Source organism: Vibrio taketomensis (assembly GCF_009938165.1).
Taxonomy (GTDB): domain Bacteria; phylum Pseudomonadota; class Gammaproteobacteria; order Enterobacterales; family Vibrionaceae; genus Vibrio; species Vibrio taketomensis.
Genome location: NZ_AP019649.1, coordinates 693,195 through 717,957, shown reverse-complemented (window position 1 = coordinate 717,957; position 24,763 = coordinate 693,195). Strand labels below are relative to the sequence as shown.

Annotated in this window: 19 protein-coding genes and 1 pseudogene; 4 read left to right on the top strand and 16 right to left on the bottom strand. The window is 45.0% G+C overall.

Features of this window, described 5'->3' with window-relative positions; all coding sequences use genetic code 11:
• Window positions 1–10 precede the first annotated feature (10 nt).
• Window positions 11–1,539, top strand: a pseudogene (locus Vt282_RS03315) (GNAT family N-acetyltransferase).
• A gap of 175 nt (window positions 1,540–1,714) precedes the next feature.
• Window positions 1,715–3,034 (top strand): MBL fold metallo-hydrolase RNA specificity domain-containing protein, encoded by a 1,320-nt coding sequence (locus tag Vt282_RS03310; RefSeq protein ID WP_162062552.1) that lies wholly within the window; start codon window positions 1,715–1,717, stop codon window positions 3,032–3,034.
• A 117-nt stretch (window positions 3,035–3,151) separates the two neighbouring features.
• Here the strand turns inward: Vt282_RS03310 and Vt282_RS03305 are convergent, their stop codons facing one another.
• A complete protein-coding gene (locus Vt282_RS03305) occupies window positions 3,152–4,069 on the bottom strand; it encodes a DUF808 domain-containing protein (RefSeq protein ID WP_162062551.1) in 918 nt (305 codons plus the stop codon).
• Window positions 4,070–4,218: 149 nt separating this feature from the next.
• A complete protein-coding gene (locus Vt282_RS03300; protein ID WP_162062550.1) occupies window positions 4,219–5,487 on the bottom strand; it encodes an O-acetylhomoserine aminocarboxypropyltransferase/cysteine synthase family protein in 1,269 nt (422 codons plus the stop codon).
• 430 nt (window positions 5,488–5,917) lie between these two features.
• Between Vt282_RS03300 and Vt282_RS03295 the strand changes: the two genes are divergently transcribed.
• Window positions 5,918–7,468, top strand: a complete 1,551-nt coding sequence (locus Vt282_RS03295) for an alanine/glycine:cation symporter family protein (protein WP_162062549.1) — start codon at window positions 5,918–5,920, stop codon at window positions 7,466–7,468.
• A gap of 82 nt (window positions 7,469–7,550) precedes the next feature.
• On the opposite strand, the gene Vt282_RS03290 is transcribed toward Vt282_RS03295, so the two are convergent.
• The 3 genes from Vt282_RS03290 to guaB form a co-directional block, all read right to left on the bottom strand.
• Complete coding sequence (locus tag Vt282_RS03290) at window positions 7,551–8,144, bottom strand: acetate uptake transporter (RefSeq protein WP_162046982.1); 594 nt, start codon at window positions 8,142–8,144, stop codon at window positions 7,551–7,553.
• 320 nt (window positions 8,145–8,464) lie between these two features.
• Window positions 8,465–10,018, bottom strand: a complete 1,554-nt coding sequence (gene guaA / locus Vt282_RS03285) for a glutamine-hydrolyzing GMP synthase (protein ID WP_162062548.1) — start codon at window positions 10,016–10,018, stop codon at window positions 8,465–8,467.
• 223 nt (window positions 10,019–10,241) lie between these two features.
• On the bottom strand, window positions 10,242–11,705 hold the full coding sequence (gene guaB, locus Vt282_RS03280; RefSeq protein ID WP_162062547.1) for an IMP dehydrogenase: 1,464 nt from the start codon (window positions 11,703–11,705) through the stop codon (window positions 10,242–10,244).
• 230 nt (window positions 11,706–11,935) lie between these two features.
• On the opposite strand from guaB, the gene xseA reads away from it, so the two are divergent.
• Entirely contained in the window at window positions 11,936–13,267 is a 1,332-nt protein-coding gene (gene xseA / locus Vt282_RS03275; RefSeq protein ID WP_162062546.1) for an exodeoxyribonuclease VII large subunit, read from the top strand.
• Window positions 13,268–13,299: 32 nt separating this feature from the next.
• On the opposite strand, the gene Vt282_RS03270 is transcribed toward xseA, so the two are convergent.
• From Vt282_RS03270 to tcdA, 11 genes are all read right to left on the bottom strand, one after another.
• Window positions 13,300–13,524, bottom strand: a complete 225-nt coding sequence (locus tag Vt282_RS03270; RefSeq protein ID WP_162062545.1) for a zinc ribbon domain-containing protein — start codon at window positions 13,522–13,524, stop codon at window positions 13,300–13,302.
• 317 nt (window positions 13,525–13,841) lie between these two features.
• On the bottom strand, window positions 13,842–14,714 hold the full coding sequence (locus tag Vt282_RS03265) for an alanyl-tRNA editing protein (RefSeq protein WP_162062544.1): 873 nt from the start codon (window positions 14,712–14,714) through the stop codon (window positions 13,842–13,844).
• 73 nt (window positions 14,715–14,787) lie between these two features.
• On the bottom strand, window positions 14,788–16,275 hold the full coding sequence (gene der, locus Vt282_RS03260; protein WP_162046988.1) for a ribosome biogenesis GTPase Der: 1,488 nt from the start codon (window positions 16,273–16,275) through the stop codon (window positions 14,788–14,790).
• A gap of 175 nt (window positions 16,276–16,450) precedes the next feature.
• Window positions 16,451–17,611: an outer membrane protein assembly factor BamB gene (bamB, locus tag Vt282_RS03255; protein ID WP_162046989.1), complete on the bottom strand. Its 1,161-nt coding sequence runs from the start codon at window positions 17,609–17,611 to the stop codon at window positions 16,451–16,453.
• A gap of 11 nt (window positions 17,612–17,622) precedes the next feature.
• Window positions 17,623–18,237 carry a YfgM family protein gene (locus tag Vt282_RS03250; protein ID WP_162047601.1) on the bottom strand — a complete coding sequence of 205 codons (615 nt, stop codon included), beginning with the start codon at window positions 18,235–18,237 and terminating at the stop codon, window positions 17,623–17,625.
• 65 nt (window positions 18,238–18,302) lie between these two features.
• On the bottom strand, window positions 18,303–19,571 hold the full coding sequence (hisS, locus tag Vt282_RS03245; RefSeq protein ID WP_162046990.1) for a histidine--tRNA ligase: 1,269 nt from the start codon (window positions 19,569–19,571) through the stop codon (window positions 18,303–18,305).
• A gap of 35 nt (window positions 19,572–19,606) precedes the next feature.
• Window positions 19,607–20,725 carry a flavodoxin-dependent (E)-4-hydroxy-3-methylbut-2-enyl-diphosphate synthase gene (ispG, locus tag Vt282_RS03240; protein ID WP_162062543.1) on the bottom strand — a complete coding sequence of 373 codons (1,119 nt, stop codon included), beginning with the start codon at window positions 20,723–20,725 and terminating at the stop codon, window positions 19,607–19,609.
• A 6-nt stretch (window positions 20,726–20,731) separates the two neighbouring features.
• Entirely contained in the window at window positions 20,732–21,712 is a 981-nt protein-coding gene (gene rodZ, locus Vt282_RS03235; RefSeq protein ID WP_162062542.1) for a cytoskeleton protein RodZ, read from the bottom strand.
• A 441-nt stretch (window positions 21,713–22,153) separates the two neighbouring features.
• Complete coding sequence (gene rlmN, locus Vt282_RS03230; protein WP_162046993.1) at window positions 22,154–23,278, bottom strand: dual-specificity RNA methyltransferase RlmN; 1,125 nt, start codon at window positions 23,276–23,278, stop codon at window positions 22,154–22,156.
• A gap of 200 nt (window positions 23,279–23,478) precedes the next feature.
• Window positions 23,479–23,907, bottom strand: a complete 429-nt coding sequence (gene csdE / locus Vt282_RS03225; protein ID WP_162046994.1) for a cysteine desulfurase sulfur acceptor subunit CsdE — start codon at window positions 23,905–23,907, stop codon at window positions 23,479–23,481.
• An 8-nt stretch (window positions 23,908–23,915) separates the two neighbouring features.
• A complete protein-coding gene (gene tcdA, locus Vt282_RS03220) occupies window positions 23,916–24,725 on the bottom strand; it encodes a tRNA cyclic N6-threonylcarbamoyladenosine(37) synthase TcdA (RefSeq protein WP_162062541.1) in 810 nt (269 codons plus the stop codon).
• Between the last annotated feature and the right edge of the window lie 38 nt (window positions 24,726–24,763).

The following is a 24,763-nucleotide window of genomic DNA, read 5'->3' as shown; positions in this document are numbered from 1 at the left end:
TAATCACACTATGGATGTCAACTCTCCACGCCTGTCACTGCGCACGATTGAAGCGAGCGACTACCCTGAGCTCGCCACCTTAATGGATCTGGTATTTCATGATGTCGGTGGCTCTTGGCCACGCATGACGATTATGGATTTGATTCACCAATTTCCTGATGGCCAAATCTGTATCGAGGATAACGGTAAGATTGTCGGCGCTGCGCTCACAATTAAAGTTAATTACAACCGCTTCTCCCTACCTCATCTTTATACTGACATCATTAATGAAAACAACGTGATTCAAAACCAAGTCACTGGTGATGCCATGTATGGGTTGGATGTCTTTGTTCATCCTGATTATCGTGGTTTGCGCTTAGGTCGTCGCTTGTATGATGCGCGCAAAGAGCTATGCCGGAGTAAAAACTTTAAAGCGATATTAGCGGGCGGCCGTATTCCCCATTACCACCAGCATGCTGATGAACTGACGGTGGCCGAATACATCGATAAAGTAAAACGCCGTGAATTGCATGACCCTATTTTGTCGTTTCAACTCGCCAACGGCTTTGACGTCAAACGCATCATGCGCGGTTACCTGCCTGAAGATGACGCCTCACGCGGCTACGCGACTCTGCTCGAATGGGATAACTTTTTCTATGAAGAGGATATTGACTCGATTCACGATGTCGAAAAAACATTAGTCCGAATTGGCGTCGTGCAGTGGCAAATGAGAGCAATGAATGATCTTGAAGATTTACTCGATCAAGCCGAGTTCTTTATTTCCTCTCTAATTACAAAGCCGATTTCGCCCTCTTCCCCGAGTTTTTCAATGCACCATTAATGGGACTACAAAAAGAGCAGAACTCGGTTGAAGCGATTCGTTTTCTTGCTACCTTCACCGAAGAAATTAAGAACCGCTTTTCACAAATGGCAGTCACTTATAACATCAACATCATTGCGGGCAGCATGCCTGAACTGAAAGATGACAAACTGTATAACGTTGCCTACCTTCTGCAGCGTGACGGTGAAATCAATGCACAATACAAAGTACACATTACGCCACATGAAGAGAAAGATTGGGTAATCGACGGCGGTAGTCAGGTTAATGTGTTTGAAACAGATGCGGGCAAAGTCGGTATTCTGATTTGCTACGACAGTGAGTTTCCAGAGCTTGGGCGCATGATGGCCGAAGAAGGAGTACAAATCATTTTTGTGCCATTCTGGACCGACACCAAAAACGGTTATCAACGAGTACGTATTTGTTCACAGGCACGCGCGGTAGAAAACGAATGTTACGTCGCCATTGGCGGTAGTGTCGGCAACTTACCTCGAGTCGATAATGTCGATATTCAGTATGCCCAATCAGCGGTGTTCTCTCCATCGGATATCTACTTCCCACATGACGCCACACTGACCGAAGCCAATGCTAATACCGAAATGATCATCTTTGCGGATGTGGATTTAACTAAGTTAAAACAGCTCAATACTGAAGGGTCGGTGACCAACTTGCGTCATCGCCGTTTAGATCTCTACGGTGGTTTTACTCAACCGAAAGAATAAATGGTCCGATTGGCAATTTATTAAAAAACCGCAGACTCAGCCGCACGTTATCCAACGTGCGGTTTTTCATTACAGTAAGTATGCGTGGCTTCCACTCCAGAATGACCATCGCTTCACAGACTCTTTTTTCCCCCTTGGTTATGGTAGAGCTATACCCCAAACCAGAGGTGTGCATATGGAACTGATTCATCATGGCGGTAAACACACAGTCACCGGTTCATGTCATGAAATCAGGGTCGAAAACCATGCGATTCTGATTGATTGTGGCTTATTTCAAGGTGCAGACGAACGCCCACTTGACATTGATTTTGCTATCGAACACCTAACAGCACTACTTTTGACTCATGCGCATATCGACCATATAGGTCGTGTTCCATGGTTAGTAGGAGAAGATTTTCACCAGCCGATCTATTGCACGGAAGCCACCGCTGAATTGGTGCCATTAATGCTTGAAGATGGCCTGAAACTACAACTAGGACTGACCAATCGTGAAATCCAATATGTACTCAATAACATTGATTGTTTGTTGCGCCCTCAACCTTACAATCAATGGTTTACCTTAGAGGCCGATGAGAGCACGCCGCTCAAAGTCCGCTTTCAACCCGCCGGGCATATACTTGGCTCCGCTTACATTGAAATCGAGCTTCCTAATGGTGAAGTCGTGGTGTTTTCTGGTGATCTTGGACCAAGTAATACACCGCTGCTACCTGATCCAACCTCACCAAAGCGAGCCGATTATTTGCTGATTGAAACCACCTATGGAAATAAACGCCATGACGAGATTGAAAGTCGCAGTGAGCGTTTACTCGCGATTATTCAGCGCTCACTCGCTGATGGTGGCGCAATTTTGATTCCCGCCTTTAGTGTTGGGCGAACTCAAGAGCTGTTATTTGATATTGAGCAGTTAATTCATCAACACCAAATTGATGCCAATCTACCGATTATTCTCGATTCGCCAATGGCACAAAAAGTCACCGAGTCTTATCGAAATTTTAAAACTTTATGGGGCAAAGAAGCCAAAGAGCGCTTGGCTAACCAACGCCACCCACTGGCATTTGAGCAGTGCATTGTGGTGGATGACCATCGCTCACATCTGAAAATCGTTAATCGCTTAAAATCCACAGGAGAAGCCGCGATTGTGGTAGCAGCATCAGGTATGTGCCAAGGTGGGCGAATCATGGATTACCTTAAAGCTTTGCTTCCTGACGAACGCACCGACATTCTACTTGCGGGCTATCAAGCGCAGGGCACCTTAGGCCGCGCGATTGAAAATGGCGAAATGCAACTTGAAATCGATATGGAAGAGATAGAGGTCAATGCTCAGGTTCATACCATGTCAGGCTATTCTGCACACGCTGACCAAGCAGATTTACTGCAATTTGTGCAAGCGATTGAACCGAAGCCAAAACAGGTACATTTGATTCATGGTGAAGAACAGAGCAGAGCCGAGTTTGGTGAGCGACTGCGAGCGCTGGGCTACGAGGTGATTGATTAATGATTCTTAACTGAATGAGCTTTAGGATCATGGTGATCCAAATACTCTATTCCACCCAGCGATTGGAACAACAAAAGTAAGGTGGAAAAGCAATTGGATCACCATAGCTCAAATGCTCTATTTGTCGGCTTTGAGCATATGGAACAGGCTCACTAACGCCAAAATAATGTAACCACTGATAAGGCCGACCACACCATTACCTAAGGTGCCGTAAGTTGCAGATAAGTAAGGAACATGAGGCAGTAAAGCTAAGATGTTTTCTAAGCCGTGATGCACAAATGGCAAACTGTGCACCACAATACCACCACCGACTAAAAACATCGCAACCGTGCCAATCACGGTTAAAAACTTCATCATTTTTGGCGCTAATGCAACCAGACCATCGCCAATTGAACCTTGTAAGCCTTTGCCTTCACTTTTACGTTGCAGATAAAAACCAAGGTCATCCATTTTAACAATGCCAGCAACTAAACCATACACACCAGCTGTCATCAAAATGGCAATCAAACTCATCACCAACAACTGAGTAATAAATGGATGCCCCTGCACCGTACCTAAAGCAATCACAATGATCTCTGCAGAGAGAATAAAGTCAGTACGAATAGCACCTTTGATTTTGCGTTGCTCGTAATCCGCGAGATCTTCTTCACTCTGATCCGGTGAAGTCACCTCTTCATCACTAGAAGCAGCCTCATGGTGATGGAAAAACTTCTCATGAATTTTTTCTGCCCCTTCAAAACAGAGAAACAAACCACCAATCAATAGCAAAGGAGTAATTAACCAAGGGGCAACTGAACTAATCAGTAATGCGGCAGGCACCAAAATCAGCTTATTTTTAAATGAGCCTTTGGCAACTCCCCATACCACGGGAATTTCGCGTTCCGCTCGCACACCAGACACTTGCTGCGCATTGAGTGCAAGATCATCTCCTAACACGCCCGCGGTTTTCTTTGCTGCCATTTTTGACATCAGTGCCACGTCATCCAGCACGGTGGCGATATCATCTAAAAGCGTGAGTAGACTCAGTCCAGCCATTATTTGCCCTTATTATTTCTGGTTGTCATGCTTAAAGATCATCATAAGCCAAAAACCTCAATTTGGTAGTTGGCGAATAGAACAAAGGCGCCCCTACAGGCGCCTTTATAAGCAATTTAGCTCAGTTAAAACTAAGTTTGCAGATTCGGTTATGCTTTCAGAGCCTGATCTAAGTCAGCGAGAATATCATCGATATGCTCGATGCCGACCGACAGACGAATCATTTCTGGTGCAACTCCTGCTTGTCGTTGCTCCGCTTCACTTAGCTGACGGTGGGTTGTTGAGGCTGGGTGACAAGCCAGTGATTTAGCATCACCAATATTCACCAAGCGTTTAAAAATTTGCAGAGCATCATAAAAACGCACCCCTGCCTCATAACCGTCTTTCAAACCAAAAGAGAGGATCGCAGACGGCTTACCTTGCATGTATTTCTCTGCTAAAGGAAAGAATGGTGACTCAGGTAAGCCGGCATAACTGACCCAACTCACTTTGTCGTGTTGCTGTAAGAACTGCGCCACTTTTAGCGCATTCTCAGTATGGCGCTCCATACGCAGCGGCAGCGTCTCTAAACCTTGCATCAACATAAATGCATTCATTGGTGACATTGCAGAACCGGTATTACGCAAAGGTACAGTACGTGCACGGCCAATAAATGCTGCAGGACCAAAGGCCTCGGTGTACACAACTCCGTGATAAGAAGGCTCTGGTTGATTAAATACTGGGAAGCGATTTTTATGCTCCGCCCATGGGAATTTACCTGAATCGATAATAATGCCACCCAGCGTGGTTCCATGACCACCGACATACTTAGTCAGTGAATGCACAACGATATCAGCACCAAAATCGATCGGTTTACATAGCGATGGGGTTGCCACGGTATTATCAACAATCACTGGCACACCCTGCGCATGTGCAAGCTCAGCCACTCGCTCTAAATCAATAATATTACCCGCAGGGTTACCAATACTTTCGCAGTAAACCGCCTTGGTTTTATCATCAATCAGTTCCGCTAAACTCTCTGGCTTATCATCTTTAGCAAAGCGCACTTCAATGCCTTGCTTTGGCAGCATGTGTGCAAATAACGTGTATGTGCCACCGTATAGTTGAGGCGTAGAAACAATGTTATCGCCAACTTCAGCAAGCGTTAAAATGGCGTAGTTAATCGCCGCACTACCTGCACTCACTACTAAACCGGCTATCCCACCTTCCAACGCTGCCATGCGTTTTTCCAGCACGTCATTGGTCGGGTTCATAATACGGGTATAGATATTCCCGGGAACTTCGAGGTTAAAGAGGTCGGCGCCATGCTGGGCGCTATCAAACTCGTATGCCACCGTTTGGTAAATAGGTGTTGTCACCGCTTTGGTGGTGGGATCGGTTTCATAACCGAAATGAATCGCTAACGTTTCGTCTTTCATAACTCATCCATGATTTGTGCAATAAAGCGTCATCATGCGCTTTTCTCAACGACGAATAAAGCAGCAAAAAATAGAGTTTTGAGCTTTATCGTTTTAAATGTATTCCCCTCATTTATCACCAATAAAACGATTCACTATTAACCTAACCGCAATTTAGAGCACAATTCTGTCAAATTTCACCATAACCCTCCATTCATTACTCTGCATATTCAATCAATTTTTAGTTCATTTTTGACCTGGAAAATTATTTACCAATCACAGCACCATCTTTCTAAGAAAACTTAGCATTTTGTGCCAAGTATCACTAAGTTCACAAATATAGTTATTTCCATTTAGCGATCGTGTTATGAAAAGGTTAACATTCTGACATTCAACACTAATAACAAACACAACATTAAACGGATATTGCTTACTAACAGGGAAAATGCTTATGCAGGATTTAGTTAATTTTCTGAATGGAATTATATGGAGCCCAGCACTGGTCTATTTGTGCCTTGGTGCTGGCTTGTTTTACTCAATCATCACTCGTTTTGTACAGATCCGTCATTTCTTTGAAATGTGGCGACTACTCTTTTCGGGAAAAAGCTCGAAGAAGGGTATCTCATCTTTCCAAGCACTGGCGGTTTCACTTTCAGGTCGCGTAGGTACAGGTAACATTGCAGGCGTCGCCGCCGCTATCGGCTTTGGTGGTCCTGGAGCAGTATTTTGGATGTGGATGGTGGCATTTTTTGGCGCTGCGACTGCTTATGCCGAATCGACTCTAGCCCAGATCTACAAAGAAGAGGACGATGGTGAGTTTCGCGGTGGTCCGGCGTACTATATTGAGAAAGCCATGGGGCAAAAGTGGTATGCGTGGCTTTTTGCTATCGCCACCATCTTTGCGTGTGGTGTATTGCTTCCCGGAGTCCAATCCAACAGCATCGGTAATGCGGTTGAAGCGGCATTCGGCTCTGGCCCTTTAATCGAAACCGCTGTCGGCACTTTTAGTTTCGCCAAAATTTTTACCGGCACAGTTATCTCTATCATACTAGCGTTCATCATCTTTGGTGGGGTTAAACGTATCGCTCATTTCACGCAAATCGTGGTGCCATTTATGGCCCTAGCCTACGTGATCACAGCGTTTGTCATCATTCTCCTTAACATCAGTCAAGTACCTGCAGTTATTGCAATGATTGTTGGTGATGCGTTCTCTCCTATGGCTGGCTTTGGTGCGGCGATTGGTTGGGGGGTGAAACGTGGTATTTACTCTAATGAAGCCGGTCAAGGTACTGGCCCACATGCCGCAGCAGCGGCAAACGTTGATCACCCTGCACAGCAGGGGCTAGTGCAATCCTTCTCTATCTATATTGATACTCTACTGGTGTGTTCAGCGACAGCGTTTATGATTCTGATCACCGGCGCATATAACGTGCACGGTGCGGGAGAAGCATTCTTGGTACAAAATATCGCGGCAGACATTAGCGCTAATGGCCCGGTATTTACGCAAATGGCAGTTGAAAGTGCCCTGCCTGGCGTCGGTAAACCATTTATTGCAGTCGCACTGTTCTTCTTCGCTTTTACCACGATTTTGGCTTACTACTACATCGCTGAAACCAACATCGCTTATATTCGACGCACCTTTAAAGTCAGTGGGCTGATGTTCGTCCTTAAGTTGATTCTTATTTCATCGGTGTTTTATGGCACGGTTAAAACCGCTGGGCTTGCATGGGCAATGGGTGATATTGGGGTTGGCTTAATGGCATGGCTGAACATCATCGGGATTTTGATCATCTTCTTCTTAGCCAAACCAGCCATTATTGCGCTAAAAGATTATGAGGAGCAGCAAGCACAAGGCGTGACCGATTTTACCTTTAACCCAATCAAACTTGGGATTAAAGGTGCTGATTACTGGGAAAAGCGCTACCGTAAACTTAGTGAAGAAAAAGAAGCCAGTGATAGTAAAGATGGCCCAGTAGAAATGGTGAACGATGCATCGTCGTAGCGACTAACATCAATTAACAACCAAAACAAAAAGGGGATAGCCAATGGCTATCCCCTTTCTTTTATTGCTCTTAAGCTGTGGCTTAAGCAGTCGCTTGTTCAGCAACGATTGGCTTGATGCGCTTTTCACCGATTGGTAGTACAACGCGACCAAATTCGTTGTTTAGCACTTGCGCCATTGCAAAGTAGATTGCGCTTGCACCACAGAAGATACCTTCGATACCAGCGATAGTACCAATTAGTGTACTGCCAGTGAAATCACGCGCTGCAAGTAGGAAGAATAGGATGGTTAGTGAACCGAACACCACTTGTTTTGCTGTTGGGTAGCATAGTGAACCGATAAACATGAAACCAGTGAAGATACCCCAAAGCGCTAGGTACCAACCCATGAAGCTATGTGGGCTAGCTTGTAGACCCATTTCAGGCATAACGATTAAACCAACAAGAGTTAGCCAGAAAAGACCGTAAGAAGTGAACGCAGTCGTACCAAACGTGTCACCACGTTTGAAACACATCATGCCCACAAGCACTTGGCCAAGACCACCGTAGAAGATGCCCATTGCTAGAATCATTGAGTCGATTGGGAAAAAGCCTGCGTTATGGATATTTAGCAGGATTGTAGTCATACCGAAACCCATTAGACCTAGTGGGGCTGGGTTAGCCAGTTTTGTTGACATCGAAGCGTACCTTTTCAAAAAATGTGATAAAAATTACGCGCAGATTTTAGTGGGCTAAATAGTAAACACAACAGCACTAACTGAAAACTTATATTGCGTAAATGTGCAACCAATGCAATATAAGGAACTTAGCAAATATCTTCGCCTAAAATTCATCAACATCTTTAATATTTAGCAATTTTTAATATATATCAGCCAATTCAATCCTTACAATTGAGTTTATAAATTAACCAATTTCATGTTTTTATCCCCATTTTGGCAACAAAAACCAGCCCGAAGGCTGGCTTTAAAATTTTAGTTTCTACGCGAAATACGAGAAATTATTCCCATTCGATTGTCGCTGGTGGTTTACCAGAGATATCGTAAACAACACGAGAGATACCATTCACTTCGTTGATGATACGGTTAGAAACCTTACCTAGGAAGTCGTATGGTAGGTGTGCCCAATGTGCGGTCATAAAGTCGATCGTTTCTACTGCGCGCAGTGAAACAACCCAATCGTATTTACGGCCATCGCCCATTACGCCTACTGAACGTACTGGTAGGAATACGGTAAATGCTTGCGATACTTTATCGTATAGGTCTGCTGCATGAAGCTCTTCAATAAAGATAGCGTCAGCGCGACGTAGCAAGTCACAGTACTCTTTCTTGATCTCGCCAAGAACACGAACACCTAGACCAGGACCTGGGAATGGGTGACGGTAAAGCATGTTGTACGGAAGACCTAGCTCTAGACCAATCTTACGCACTTCATCTTTAAATAGTTCACGTAGTGGCTCAACCAGACCCATCGCCATCTCTTCTGGTAGACCGCCCACGTTGTGGTGTGATTTGATCACGTGCGCTTTACCCGTTTTAGAAGCCGCTGATTCGATTACGTCAGGGTAAATAGTACCTTGTGCCAACCATTTCGCATTCTTAAGCTTCTTAGACTCTTCATCGAATACGTCTACGAATACGTGACCGATAGTCTTACGCTTCTCTTCAGGATCTGACTTACCTTTAAGTGCTTCTAGGAAACGCTCTTCTGCGTCAACTTTGATGATGTTTAGACCGAACTTGTCGCCAAACATATCCATTACTTGCTGACCTTCGTTTAGACGAAGTAGACCGTTATCAACGAATACACATGTTAGCTTGTCGCCAATGGCACGGTGAACCAGCATAGCAACTACTGAAGAGTCCACACCACCAGAAAGGCCAAGGATAACTTCGTCCTCACCTACTTGCTCTTTGATACGTGCAACTGCATCTTCGATGATAGATTCAGAAGTCCAAAGACGCTCACAACCACATACGCCAAGAACAAAGTTCTCAAGCATTTGCATGCCGCCTTTGGTGTGCGTTACTTCTGGGTGGAATTGTACACCGTAGTATTTCTTCTCTTCGTTCGCCATTGCAGCGTAAGGACAAGTGTCCGTTTCGCCAACTTTCACGAAGTCTGCTGGAATTTCTACTACTTTGTCACCGTGGCTCATCCACACATCTTGAGTTAGCTCAAGATCTTTAAAGATTGCAGATTCGCCAGAAACTTTAACTTGTGCGTAGCCAAATTCACGCTCAGTTGAACCTGCTACTTTACCGCCTAGCTGCTCTGCCATAGTTTGCATGCCGTAACATACACCTAGTACTGGCACGCCAGAGTCAAATACGTATTGTGGAGCGCGTGGAGAGTTTTCTTCCGTTACGCTTTCTGGACCACCAGATAGAATGATACCGTCTGGATTGAATTCACGAATATCCGCTTCTTCTACATCCCAGCTCCATAGTTCACAGTAAACACCGATTTCACGAACGCGGCGCGCAACAAGCTGAGTGTATTGAGAACCGAAGTCCAGGATCAGAATACGTTGGTCATGGATATTTTTAGTCATTTTGAGCAGTCTTATAAGCTAGGTTATGAAAACGGAGGCGAGTTTACCCGCCTCTTATCAATGCATCAAGGAAAAAAGCAAACGTTTACGTCGAATGTATAGTTTTATTTTTACGACGGTATTTCACTCAACAGGCATTCAATAATTAATAAAGAAAGCGCGTCGTTTATTGCAATAAATACGCACTTTCGATAGCGCTATTAAGTGAAACCACCTATAAAAATTAACCGCGACGGTAGTTTGGTGCTTCCTTAGTAATTTGAACGTCGTGTACGTGCGACTCAGCCATGCCCGCACCAGAGATGCGAACGAATTCAGCTTTAGTACGCATCGCTTCGATCGTTGCTGAGCCAGTCAGACCCATGCTTGAACGAAGACCACCCATTTGCTGGTGAACGATCTCTTTTAGTAGACCTTTGTATGCGATACGACCTTCAATACCTTCTGGTACTAGCTTGTCTGCAGCATTATCAGATTGGAAGTAACGGTCAGAAGAACCTTGTGACATTGCACCTAGTGAACCCATGCCGCGGTATGCTTTGTATGAACGACCGTTGTAAAGAATCACTTCACCTGGTGCTTCTTCAGTACCTGCGAACATAGAACCAACCATCACACATGATGCGCCAGCAACGATTGCTTTACAGATATCGCCAGAGAAACGGATACCACCGTCAGCGATAACTGGGATACCGAATTCATTCGCTACTTCTGCAGCATCTGCAATTGCTGTGATTTGTGGAACACCAACGCCTGTGACGATACGAGTTGTACAGATAGAACCAGGGCCGATACCGACTTTCACTGCACTAACACCCGCTTCGATAAGTGCTTTAGCGCCAGCGCCAGTCGCTACGTTACCGCCGATGATGTCAAGCTCTGGGTATGCAGCGCGAGTTTCGCGGATACGGTTTAGCACACCTTCTGAGTGACCGTGTGAAGAGTCGATAAGTAGAACGTCAACGCCTGCTTCAACTAGCGCTTTAACACGCTCTTCGTTACCTGCGCCTGCGCCTACTGCAGCACCTACGCGTAGACGACCTTGCGCATCTTTACATGCGTTTGGTTTAGTTTCTGCTTTATGGAAGTCTTTTGCCGTAATCATACCGGTTAGTTGGAAGTCATCATTAACAACCAGTACTTTCTCAACGCGTGCTTCGTGCATTTTTTCTTGCACTTCTTCACGTGTTGCACCTTCTTTTACCGCTGCTAGACGCTCTTTAGGCGTCATCACTACTGATACTTTCTTAGAAAGATCAGTCACAAAACGTACGTCACGACCAGTAATGATACCCACTAGCTCATTACTTTCTGTTACCACTGGGAAACCAGCAAAACCGTGCTTATCGGTAAGAGCAACCACTTCAGCGATCGTCGCTTCAGGGCTTACTGTTACAGGATCAGTAACTACACCAGATTCGTACTTTTTAACCGCACGAACTTCGGCAGCTTGCTGCTCAATAGACATGTTTTTGTGGATAAAGCCAATGCCACCCTCTTGCGCTAGCGCGATTGCTAGACGAGCTTCTGTTACGGTGTCCATAGACGCCGAAATCATTGGAATGTTTAGAGTGATGTTCTTAGTAAGCTGAGTGCGAAGATCAGCTGTGTTTGGGAGAACGGTGGAGTGAGCTGGCACGAGTAGTACGTCGTCGAATGTCAGCGCTTCTTTGGCAATTCTTAGCATTTGCAATATCTCACAATAGATAGGTAAAGGGATAATCCAATCTCATCGTTTCGCATAATGAGTACAACCTGTTGGGATAACAAAGTTGCATTTGGATTAGATATTGCGGTGGGATTATACGGTGAAGATAATCGCTTGACTACAAATTTTTTAAATTTTTTTCTTGCAATTACCCCTTGCTATGTATTATATTGCCGCTAATTTCCATACTCACGCCTACGAGATTAGCCTTGTCATCTCTGACCAACCAAAATATCTTTACTGTATCGAGACTTAACGCAGAAGTACGCCTTTTGCTTGAGAACGAAATGGGGATTGTTTGGCTAGTTGGTGAGATTTCAAACTTCTCTGCTCCTGTCTCTGGTCACTGGTATTTCACACTGAAAGACGCTCGTGCCCAAGTCAAATGCGCCATGTTCCGTGGCAACAATCGACATACTTCATTTAAACCTGCTAACGGTAATCAAGTGCTGGTTAAAGCCCGTTTGTCTCTTTATGAGCCGCGTGGTGACTATCAACTGATCATCGAAAGTATGCAGGCCGAAGGTGATGGCCGCCTACAGCAACAATTTGAACAACTCAAAATGAAGCTGGCAGCAGAGGGCTTACTTGCTCAAACCAATAAGCAACCTTTGCCAGAACATCCCAAATGCGTGGGTATTGTGACCTCAAAAACCGGCGCAGCACTTTACGACATTCTCGATGTGCTAAAACGTCGCGATCCAACACTGCCAGTAGTGATTTATCCAACGATGGTGCAAGGTGAAGACGCGGCCATTCAGATCGCCCAAGCGATTGGTTGTGCGAATAGCCGTAATGAGTGTGACGTATTAATCGTTGGTCGTGGTGGCGGTTCACTGGAAGATCTATGGTGTTTTAACAACGAGATCTTAGCCAGAACGATTGCGGCTAGTCAGATCCCGATCATCAGTGCGGTTGGCCATGAAGTCGATGTGACTATCGCCGACTTTGTTGCCGATATGCGTGCGCCTACGCCATCTGCTGCCGCTGAATTAGTTAGTCGTGATAACAGCCATAAAGCACAAGGCCTTGCCACTCGTGAGCAAAAATTATTTGCCGCTATGCGCTATTACTTTGCAGAACAAAAGCAGCAAATGCGCCAGCTTGAGCACCGCCTTGAGAGACAGCACCCTAATCAACAACTGCAGCGTCAAAGTCAGCAGTTGGATGAATTAGATGCTCGTTTGCAACGGGCAATGCAGCGCTACATCACTCAATACCAACACAAGATTGAGCGTCAACTACATCGCATTCAACTCAACTCACCAGCAAAACGCCTCAGTTCGCAGCAAGCGGCTTTGGCGCGTGTCGAGCAAAAACTGCTGGATGCGATGGACAGAAAACTGCTTAAAGCACGTCATCAACTCGCACTGGCCGCTGAAAAACTCGATACCGTTAGTCCATTAGCGACACTTAAACGTGGCTATTCGATCACCCAAAACGACCACGGTGATGTGATTCACTCAACCAGCCAATTAAAAACGGGCGACACACTGGTCACCCGTCTTGTTGATGGTGAAGTTCGCTCAACCGTCAACTAACGGTTCACACACTCCAAGCTTACATCAACCCACTACTCAGTTGCGCGATACTCAAAGCGCACCCGCGATTTGGATTTCAGTTCATTACAACTATTGCAAAAGTAATTGGCTGCACCACATGCTTGCAACTTCTCTAACTGCGCCTCACAATCCGGACAGAAACCGACTTTGATATAGTCCTGCACACAATGCTCGCAATGATACTGGCCTTGCCATACCAACGGATGCTGGCACTTAGGACACGGATCTTGATTCATTTAACTATCCCTACTGAAACGATATTGATCTTATTGTGGCGATCTATTTTACGGTTGATGTTGATCTCAATCAGCACAATTCGACGCAAACGTTTAATTGACTACAATGCCATCAATTGAACATAATGATCTTTATAGGATCATCGGCGAAAGCCATTTTGATCAGCGATCCGCATCGATTAGAACATTTATATCACCACATACCGAAAGCATAAGTTACATATCCTGTTTTTGGATTTTATACAGAATTTAAATCCAAAAATACTAACATATTGCATTTTCAGTTAATTATAAATACAATCGAATATTGGTGTATTTCAATTTACATCGGTCTGCATTTCAATGTAATTTGCTTCAACCTCTCGCAGCGTTATTATGATTTTTGTGATCTCAGTCAGACTATCGACATGAGTACCACCACAAGGGATCACCACTGATTCATCACGGCTTAAATCACAACGCCAGTAACGCGAATCAGTCAAACACTCACCATCACACTGCATTATCACCGCACTACCATTCGCCAACCATTCATTAACCTGTTGATTAATAAGATTTTCAATCTTATCTAAGTCAGTAATAACATCAGCGCTGTTTAAACCACGTTTGCGTAATGTTTTACCCAATCGGTAAGTATCCAAGCAGTGATTTTCACTGACAGTGCTGGTTTCTTGCGCATAATTATTAAAATCATAGTGACCAAGCGGATCTTTACGCTCAGCATCTTTGCGCCAGTATCCATGTACGGTTAAGATCTTATTTAATGCTAACAAAGCCAGGTGCCCGGCACTATGGCCACGGCTCAATGCTTGTTGATAAGCTTTATTCACCGTTAATTCCACGCTATCGCCAGCACAAACGACTGCTTTTTCCGCTTCAACCACATGCACGACGACAAACACCCAACCTTCCTGATCGCGTTTTACAGGGATTGCTTCATCGACGTACAGAGTATTGCTAGTTAGTTCCACTGCACCAACCAAACAGTCGATAACATCGTGACTGCAACCATTAATTGTAATGCTGCCTTTATCAGCAGGGTGATCAGGCCAAATATGGCTCACTGGATGAAAAGGGGTTTTATCGGTCACGATATAGCACTTGTCATCAGCAACTTGAGTAAGTTGGACTTGAGCATTTAGTTGCCAAGTTTGGTGGCAAAATTGAGTAATGGTCGGAGTTACATTCATTGTATTTTCGATTCAGTTTTCTGTAGACATAAAAAAAGCGCCCATATTGTAGGCGCTTTTTGCAAACTATTGCTTATTTTTTACGGTTTTTAACCATGCTCATCATACGTTTACGATTTCGTTCCTGAGACAGAGTCATCTTAGTGGTTTTACCCTCAAATGGGTTCGCACTGTTTTGGAACTGAATACGAATTGGCGTACCCATGATTTCTAGCGACTTACGGTAGTAGTTCATTAGGTAGCGTTTGTATGAATCTGGCAGTTCATTCACCTGGTTACCGTGGATTACGATAATCGGTGGGTTGTAGCCACCTGCGTGCGCATATTTCAGTTTCACACGGCGGCCACGAACCATCGGTGGTTGGTGATCATCCGTCGCCATCTTCATGATGCGTGTGAGCACTGACGTACCTACACGTGTTGTCGCTGACTTGTACGCCTCTTGTACTGATTCAAACAAGTGACCAACACCCGTGCCGTGTAGTGCAGAGATAAAGTGAATACGCGCAAAATCAACGAAGCCTAGACGACGGTCTAACTCTTTCTTCACTGACTCTTTTACGTCGTTATCCAAACCATCCCATTTGTTCACGGCGATTACGATTGAACGACCTGCGTTTAACGCAAAACCAAGCAAGCTTAGATCTTGATCTGAGATGTTTTCGCGCGCATCGATAACCAGCATAACTACGTTTGCATCTTCAACCGCTTTCAATGTTTTTACTACTGAGAACTTCTCAACAGTTTCATTGATACGAGTACGGCGACGCACACCCGCGGTATCGATCAGTACATACTCACGACCATCACGTTCCATTGGAATATAGATAGAGTCACGAGTCGTTCCTGGCATATCGTAAACAACCACACGCTCTTCACCTAAAATACGGTTAGTTAGCGTTGATTTACCTACGTTTGGACGACCGATAATCGCTAGCTTGATTGGTTGATCTTGCAGGCGTTTAAATTCTTCTTCCGCTTCTTCTTCGGTGTAATCCAGTTTTTCTTCTTCTTGATCTTCAAAATCAGTCAAATCAGAGATTTCGCCTTGAGTTTGTTCAATCAATTTTTCAGCAAATGGATTAAGCGCAAGATCGATAAGTGCAGCAACACCACGGCCATGAGCCGCAGCGATTTGGTACATTTCTTCCATACCAAGCTGCCAGAATTCAGCGCTTGCTGCATCTGCATCAACGCCATCGATCTTGTTCACGACCAGCATCGCTGGTTTTTCAAGTTTGCGTAGGTGTTGCGCAATCGCTTCATCGGCAGCGGTTAGACCAGCACGGCCGTCTACCATAAATAACACAACATCAGCTTCATCAATCGCCGCTAGCGACTGCTGAGCCATTTTTGTTTCTACGCCTTCTTCCGTGCCATCGATACCGCCGGTATCGATCACGATAAATTCATGCTCACCAAGCTTCGCTTGGCCATATTTACGGTCACGAGTTAAGCCAGGGAAGTCCGCCACTAGCGCATCACGTGTACGAGTTAAGCGGTTAAACAACGTAGATTTACCTACGTTCGGACGCCCTACTAGAGCAACAACAGGAACCATAACAACCTCTACAATATTCTATTCTTATGTAGTTATAGGTAACGACTGACAAAATTTCCTCTTGCCGAATTGTTACCTATAGCAACACCATCTACTATTAAATGCTTGTTTCTTATAAACAAAACGACTCCTAGCTGTTACCAGCCAGGAGCCGAATGTGAATTATATCACGAAATTATTCGCTGAGCGTTAGTTTCTTTACATCGCCGTTGCGGGTGGTAATTAGATAACCATCCTCAAGCGCAATCGGAGCGACAGCAAAACCACTACTGTTCTCTTCCTGCATAGCAACAAAATCACCGCTGCTACGATCAAGCCAGTACAAATAACCTTCACTATCACCAACAACAACGTAATCATCAATGATAACCGGAGCCGTCACTAAACGGTGCTCAAGCTGTTTATTTGTCCATAACTCGGTACCACTACGAGCATCAACTGCTACCAAGTGATCTTTATCCGTCACCAAGAAGATTCGACTGCCATCATTAGCCATATCGCTTGCTGAAGAGTAAGTGCGCTTCCAAGCCGCTTGTCCAGAGCGTAAATCAATTGCCGTTAACTGGCCATTGTAACCAAGCGCAATCAAAGTGCTGCCCATCACCATTGGTGAAGCATCGACGTCAACAATACGGTCAATTTCGGTTGCGCCTTTTGGTGTACCGATTGGCAATTGCCAAATCAGTTGTCCGCGACTAACAATAGCTGCCGCTAAACGACCACTCGCAGTGCCCCAAAATACACCGCCAGAAACTGTTGCTGGTGCACTAGTACCACGTAAAGTTAAAGTTGGAACTTCAGTACTAATTGTCCACTTTTGTGTGCCGGTTTGCTGATCGAGAGCAATCAACATACCTTCACTGGTATGCACTAACACTAAGTTCTCATCGGTGGCTGGCATCGATAGCACTTCACCTTGAATCGGTTGACGCCAAATAAGCTCACCCGTTTCTTGATTAAGTGCAATCACTTCACCATTTTCACTACCGATAAATAGCTTATCGTAAGCCGCCGCAATACCACCTGAAAGACGAGCTGATACGTCACCTTCTAGGTCTGTTGCCCAAATCTCTTCACCGTTAGCTGGGTTCAACGCTTGAACTTCACCGTCACGGCTAGCGATAAATACCTTGTCATAGGCGAATTGAGGAGAGAGCTTAGAGAAGTATTGCTCAACGCCATTGCCAATCGAGCTACTCCAAACTTTGCTTGGTTCGAACTGACTTTTTACCTCTGGTACTGGCGCCATGATGATGGTGTCTTCTTCACCCGCACAGCCTGCCAATACGCCGATTACTGCTACTGCCGTCAATGCTCTTTTCAGCAATTTCTTCATGCAACGTGCCCTTACTTGGCTAGATCATCCAGTTTCATCTGCAGAATTTCACTTGCATCACCCGCTTGTTGTGCTTCGGTGTATGCATTGTATGCACCTTCTGTGTCACCTTTACGCAGTAGAATGTCACCTTTCAGTTCACCCACGCGGCCAGCCCAACCAGTATCAGTGATTTTGCCAAGTGTCGTCAGCGCTTGCTCAAATTGACCTTGTTCAGACAACAGACGAGCCAAACGGAAGTTAATTAAAGCCAATAGTGCAGGATCTTGAGTTGCGTTAGTTGCTTCTTGAAGCTGTGCGATTGCCGCATCAAGTTGATTTGCGTCAACTTGAACTTTTGCCAACTGAAGCGCAGCAAGCACTGCGTACTCACTGTCTGTGTTTGCGGTGATAAAGCTAGCGACTTGATCTTCTGCTTTTACACCCGATGCCGCTAGGCTATCCATCACTTGCATGTAACGCTCAGATGCTGCCTCTTGTGTTGCAATGATGGTGTCTTGATAGTAACGCCAGCCAAATAGACCACCTAAACCAAGCACGGCACCAAAGATTACGGCTTTACCGTTCTCTTTCCACCAATCTTTTATCGCTTCAACTTGTTGTTCTTCGGTATCGTAGAGTTCCACTTCCTGTCCTCTTAACATCACAAAAGTGGCGACTCTCATCGCCACTTTCTTAAACTTAAATTTGGTTAGATTAGCTCAGCTAGCTTCGCAATCACGTCAGCTTGAGGGTAAGTCTCTTGAGTACCACCCACTAGGTCTTTCAATACTACGGTGTTGTCAGCAACTTCGTTTTCACCAAGCACTAGCGCCACTACAGCACCAACTTTATCAGCACGTTTGAATTGCTTCTTAAAGTTACCGCCACCAAAGTGGTTCATCACACGTAGACCCGGTACTTGTTCGCGTAGCTGTTCAGCCAGCTTCATGCCCGCCATCATAGTACCTTCACCAGCCGTCACCATGTAAACATCAACGCTGCGACGTACATCAGTCAGCTCTAGCGTTTCAAGCATCAAAACAAGACGCTCAAGACCCATAGCAAAACCTACTGCAGGTGTTGGTTTACCGCCAAGTTGTTCAACTAGACCATCATAACGGCCACCACCACATACTGTGCCTTGAGCACCTAGACTTTCAGTGATCCACTCAAATACTGTGCGGTTGTAGTAATCCAAACCACGAACTAGACGTTCATTAATAGAGTATTCGATGCCCGCTGCGTCCAGAAGTTCACACAGACCAGCAAAATGTTGCTTAGATTCTTCGTCAAGGTATTCAGACAGACGCGGAGCATCACCCAAAATTGCTTGTACGTCTGGGTTTTTAGTATCCAGTACACGTAGCGGGTTGGTGTGCATACGGCGTTTACAATCTTCATCAAGCACATCAATGTGTTGCTCAAGGAATGCAATCAGCGCTTTACGGTAAGTTGCACGCGCTTCTAGTGAACCGATTGAGTTCAGCTCTAGACGCACATGTTTGTCGATGCCAAGCTCACGCCATAGACGTGCTGTCATCATGATAAGTTCCGCATCCACATCAGGCCCGTTTAGACCAAACACTTCCACACCACATTGGTGGAATTGACGGTAACGACCTTTTTGTGGACGCTCGTGACGGAACATTGGACCCATGTACCATACACGTTGTTCTTGGTTGTACAGCAGACCATTTTCGATCCCTGCACGTACACAACCTGCAGTGCCTTCTGGACGTAGAGAAAGACTGTCACCATTGCGATCTTCAAAGGTGTACATCTCTTTTTCAACAACGTCAGTCACTTCACCGATTGCACGACTAAATAGATGCGTCATCTCAACGATTGGCATGCGCATTTCGTTATAACCGTATGCGCTAACTACGTTCTTCACTGTATTTTCTAGCTTTTGCCACAGTGGTGATTGAGTTGGGAGACAATCGTTCATGCCTCGAATTGCTTGAATTGTTTTTGCCACAATATTTACCGTAATTTTAATTACTTCGTTGAGATTTAGTTTTGCACTTTAATTTCGATGCGATTGCTTTCGTCCAATTGGGCGGCTTTCGCACGAATTTTTGCTTCTAGTTGATTAACTAGGTCATCGTTGTCAAAACGCTCTTTTTGGCGTTTGCCATCTTCGTAAAATGCGCTTTTCTTGTTGCTACCTGCAAGACCTAGGTGTGACACTTCTGCTTCACCAGGACCATTCACCACGCAACCAATGATCGATACGTCCATTGGTGTGATGATGTCTTCAAGACGTTGTTCTAGCGCATTGACCGTACCAATCACATCAAACTCTTGACGTGAACAGCTAGGGCAAGCAATAAAGTTAATACCGCGTGAGCGAATACGCAGTGATTTAAGAATATCAAAGCCAACTTTGATCTCTTCGACTGGGTTCGCCGCTAGTGAAATTCGCAGTGTATCGCCGATACCTTCTGCGAGTAGCATGCCAAGACCCACTGACGATTTCACTGCACCAGCACGCGCACCACCAGCCTCAGTAATACCAAGGTGCAGTGGTTGATCAATTTTCTTCGCCAGTAAACGGTATGAGTCAACCGCAAGGAAGACATCTGACGCTTTTACGCTGACTTTGAATTGATCGAAGTTAAGGCGATCAAGAATATCCACATGACGCATTGCTGATTCCACCAACGCTTCTGGCGTTGGTTCGCCGTACTTCATCTGAATGTCTTTTTCTAACGATCCGCCGTTAACACCAATACGAATTGGAATGTTCTTATCACGCGCACAATCAACCACTGAGCGAATACGCTCTTCGTTACCGATGTTACCTGGGTTGATACGTAAACAGTCAACACCATACTCCGCCACTTTAAGCGCAATACGGTAGTCAAAATGAATGTCGGCCACTAATGGCACATTCACTTGCTGTTTGATAAGTTTGAACGCCTCTGCGGCATCCATCGTTGGTACTGATACACGAACGATATCTGCACCGACGTTTTCCAACGCTCGAATTTGCGCAACAGTCGCTTCCACGTCTGTTGTTCTGGTGTTAGTCATGGATTGCACCGCAATCGGTGCGCCATCACCAATAGGCACATCGCCCACATAGATTCGAGTCGATGGGCGACGTTTGATAGGAGATTCGTGTTGCATAATCGTTTATCTAGGTAGTGTGAATCTTGCTGCTTTGCCTGCAGTATACCCAGAAAGGTCGACAGGTTCACTCGCTAATGTGATTGAAACGTTTTCTGGTGCACCTAAAATGATGTTGTAAGGCTTTTTACCATCAAAAGTAGCGGTCTCTCCCGCACCTTTAATGCCGCTAACTAATGTTTTACCCGTCGCATCTTTGACTTGCACCCAACACTCATCGCTGAACTTCATCACCAAACGGTTACTGATATCTTCCGCAGGTTTAGTGATCTCAACCATTTTGGGCTCTGCCACTTCTGCCGTTTTCACTTCGGCATCGGTTGGCGCTACCGTCGAGTCATCACTAACCGCTTCCGTTACTGCAGTATCAAGTACTGGGGTTTCAATCGGCGCATCAGCAGATGCAACCGCGTCGTCGGTCAATGGACGATCTGTATTGGTCGTCGTACTCTCTTCTGCCGGAGCATTTAATGTTTCAAATGCATCTAGGTCCGGAACCGATGGCGTGCTTTCCGTCGTGGTAACACTCTCATCCGCCGTCAGATCAATCACATTTTTTTGCTGATTTTGGTACCACCACACTGAGGAAATCGCCACGATAACCGCCACAATCCCCCAAGTAAGCATCATGATGCGATTATCGTGTTTTTCACGATTGGTTTTACGAGAAAAACTCTTCATATTTTGAACTTGAGGTGGCTGAGAGCCCATTGCCTCATCAAGCGAAGACAAAATTTCAGACTCGTTAACACCAACCACTTTAGCGTAAGAACGCAAATAACCACGAGTAAAGGTTGCCACTTGATCAGCTTCAAACTGATTTTCTTCAATTTGCTTAATAAGCGCGACTCGCAGACGTAAACGGTCAGCAACTTGCTTTTGCGTCAGCCCTAATTCTTCACGCTTTAATTTCAAAATTGTGCCTGGAGCGACACGTACTGGTTCTGCATTATCGTCAGTAACAGGGATTGGTTGTTCTGTATTCATATCGTTGTGTCTCTCGCTTTACTCTGAGTCAGCCAGTCTTAATTATTTTTGGTTAGTAGTTGGCTCAACCAAGATCATCATTTAATTATTTACTTGTTTATATTTATCAGTCTCAAAGCATCTTGCGGACAAGATTTATGTCACCGTTACAACAAATAAGTGTATGTTCTTTCTCTCCACTGCACACGACATTCATCTGTCGCAGCAATTTTAAGGCATATCCCCAACACGAGTGGGTATAACTATTAATTCTAATAGATAAAGTGTGTGAAACAACACCATATGGTTAGATAAATTACAGCAAGCTCAAGGTTTTTCGAAAAACTGACATTTAAAACTTAGATAAAGCCTACAAACTGCGATAAATCTTTCTGTTTATTAGCAATATCCTGCAACAAAAAAGCCAGAGCATTGCTCTGGCTTTTGAAACGAAATAACGATTTATAGCGCTTTAATGTCGATTGCTTCGCCTTTAGCGGCTTTTGCCATCGCAGTACGTTTTGTACGGTCAATCACATCACCGACTAATTGACCACATGCCGCATCGATATCATCACCACGAGTTTTACGGATCGTTACCGTGTGCTCGTATTGCATCAATGTTTTCTGGAAGCGGTCGATACGTGAGTTACTCGGCTTCTTGTAAGGTGAACCTGGGTACGGGTTAAACGGAATCAGGTTGATCTTGCAAGGCGTATCTTTCATTAGCTCGGCAAGTTCACGCGCATGGTCCATATCATCATTCACATGGTCTAGTAGCACGTATTCCACTGTTACTTTACCGCGGTTCGCATTGGACGAGGCAAGGTAACGACGCACAGACGCTAGGAACTCTTGAATATCCCAACGGTCGTTAATTGGCATGATTTCACTACGCAATTTGTCATTTGGTGCGTGAAGAGAAATCGCTAGTGCTACGTCAATTTTACCCGTCATTTGATCAAGGCCCGATACCACACCAGAGGTCGATACCGTTACACGGCGTTTTGACAGACCAAAACCTAAATCATCCAGCATGATTTCTAAAGCTGGAATTAGGTTTTTCATGTTCAACAGTGGCTCACCCATGCCCATCATTACCACGTTGGTAATTGGACGACGACCGGTCTCTTTCTCAAGGCCAACTTCACGCGCAGCGCGCCAAACCTGACCGATAATTTCAGATACTTTCAGGTTGCGGTTGAAGCCTTGTTGCGCCGTTGAACAGAATTTACATTCCAACGCACAACCCACTTGTGAAGACACACATAGCGTTGCACGATCATCTTCTGGGATGTAAACCGTTTCTACATCTTGGTCACCAACACGCATTGCCCATTTGATAGTGCCATCAGATGAGTGCTGTGCAGCAGATACCACTGGAGCTTTAATCTCACAGCGTTGCTTTAATTTTTCACGCAGTTGCTTGTTGATGTTGTTCATGTTGTCGAAATCATCAACACCGAAATGGTAGATCCACTTCATCACCTGCTCAGCGCGGAATGCTTTTTCGTTTAATTCTTCTGCAAAGAATTTACGCAATCCTTGGCGGTCAAAATCAAGCAAGTTGATTTTTTCAGTAGTCATGAAGCCTCTCAACAACGGAACAATAAATAAGGGCGCGAATTTTACAGTCTTTAGCTAATGACAACAAGTACGACAAAGCCCTGTTTTTGCTAAGACATTAAAAACCCAACGGTTAAATTTTAATCACAAGGGAAAATAAATACAAAAATCCCGCCAATTTAGCGGGACTAAAACTGAACTTTTTATGCAACAGAGGCTTATTAAGCAGCGAGTTGCTTAATTTGCTCAACAATCGCCTTGAGGCCGTTGCCACGCGATGGGCTAAGGTGCGCAATTAAACCCAATTGCTCAAAATAACCATCAACATCAAACTGTTGAATCTGTTCGCTGCTTTTACCATTAAACGCAGCCATCACCAATGCAATCAAACCACGAACGATGCGCGCATCAGAATCCGCGCAGAAAAACCAAGTATTATCGACCTGTTCGCTGACTAACCACACCTGGCTTTCACAACCAGATACTGTGACTTGCTCAGATTTGAACGCCTCTGGCATCACAGGGAGCTTTTTACCCCATTGAATCACCTGGCGATAACGATCTTCCCAACCACGCATTTGTTGCATAGTCGCAATAACATCATCTGCGTTGATTTCTGAGCCAAACGGGTTTTGAGGGAACGTTGACATGCTGGCTCCTACTTTTTGTACTTTTGAATCAGTTTTTCAACAATGCGTGATACCGCTACAAAACCAAACGTTGCAGTCACCACTGTTGCGGCACCAAAACCACTGGCACAGTCCATACGTTTAGGTCCTTCTGCAGTCGCTTTAACGCCACACACACTACCATCAGCTTGTGGGTATTTTAGCTGCTCAGTCGAGAATACGCAGTCAATGCCAAATTTACGTTGTGGGTTCTTTGGAAAATTATGATGACGACGTAAGGTATCTTTAATTTTCTTTGCCAGAGGGTCTTGAATTGTCTTCGTTAAATCAGCGACTTGAATTTGTGTCGGGTCAACCTGACCACCTGCTCCACCTGTAGTAATCACTTTAATTTTGTTACTGCGGCAGTACGCCAATAGTGACGCTTTCGCTTTCACACTATCAATCGCATCCAACACGTAGTCATATTCTTTCGTCAGGTACTCATGCTGGTTATCTGGAGTAATAAAGTCATCAATCAAGTTAACCTTACACTCTGGGTTGATTAGCTTAACGCGCTCAGCCATCACTTCAATTTTGCTTTGACCAACCGTACCACTCATCGCGTGAATCTGACGGTTAATATTAGTCACACACACATCGTCCATATCGATCAATGTCAGTTCACCAATACCAGTGCGCGCTAACGCTTCCACCGCCCAAGAGCCTACACCACCAATACCGATCACACACACGTGTGCAGCACGGAGAATTTCCACTTCACTATTGCCGTAAAGACGACGGGTACCACCAAAGCGTTGGTTGTAATTATCTGAAGCCGGGGTGTCTAATTCACGCATAAATCGAGTCCGTAAATCGTTTGGAAAAAAGAAGAGTG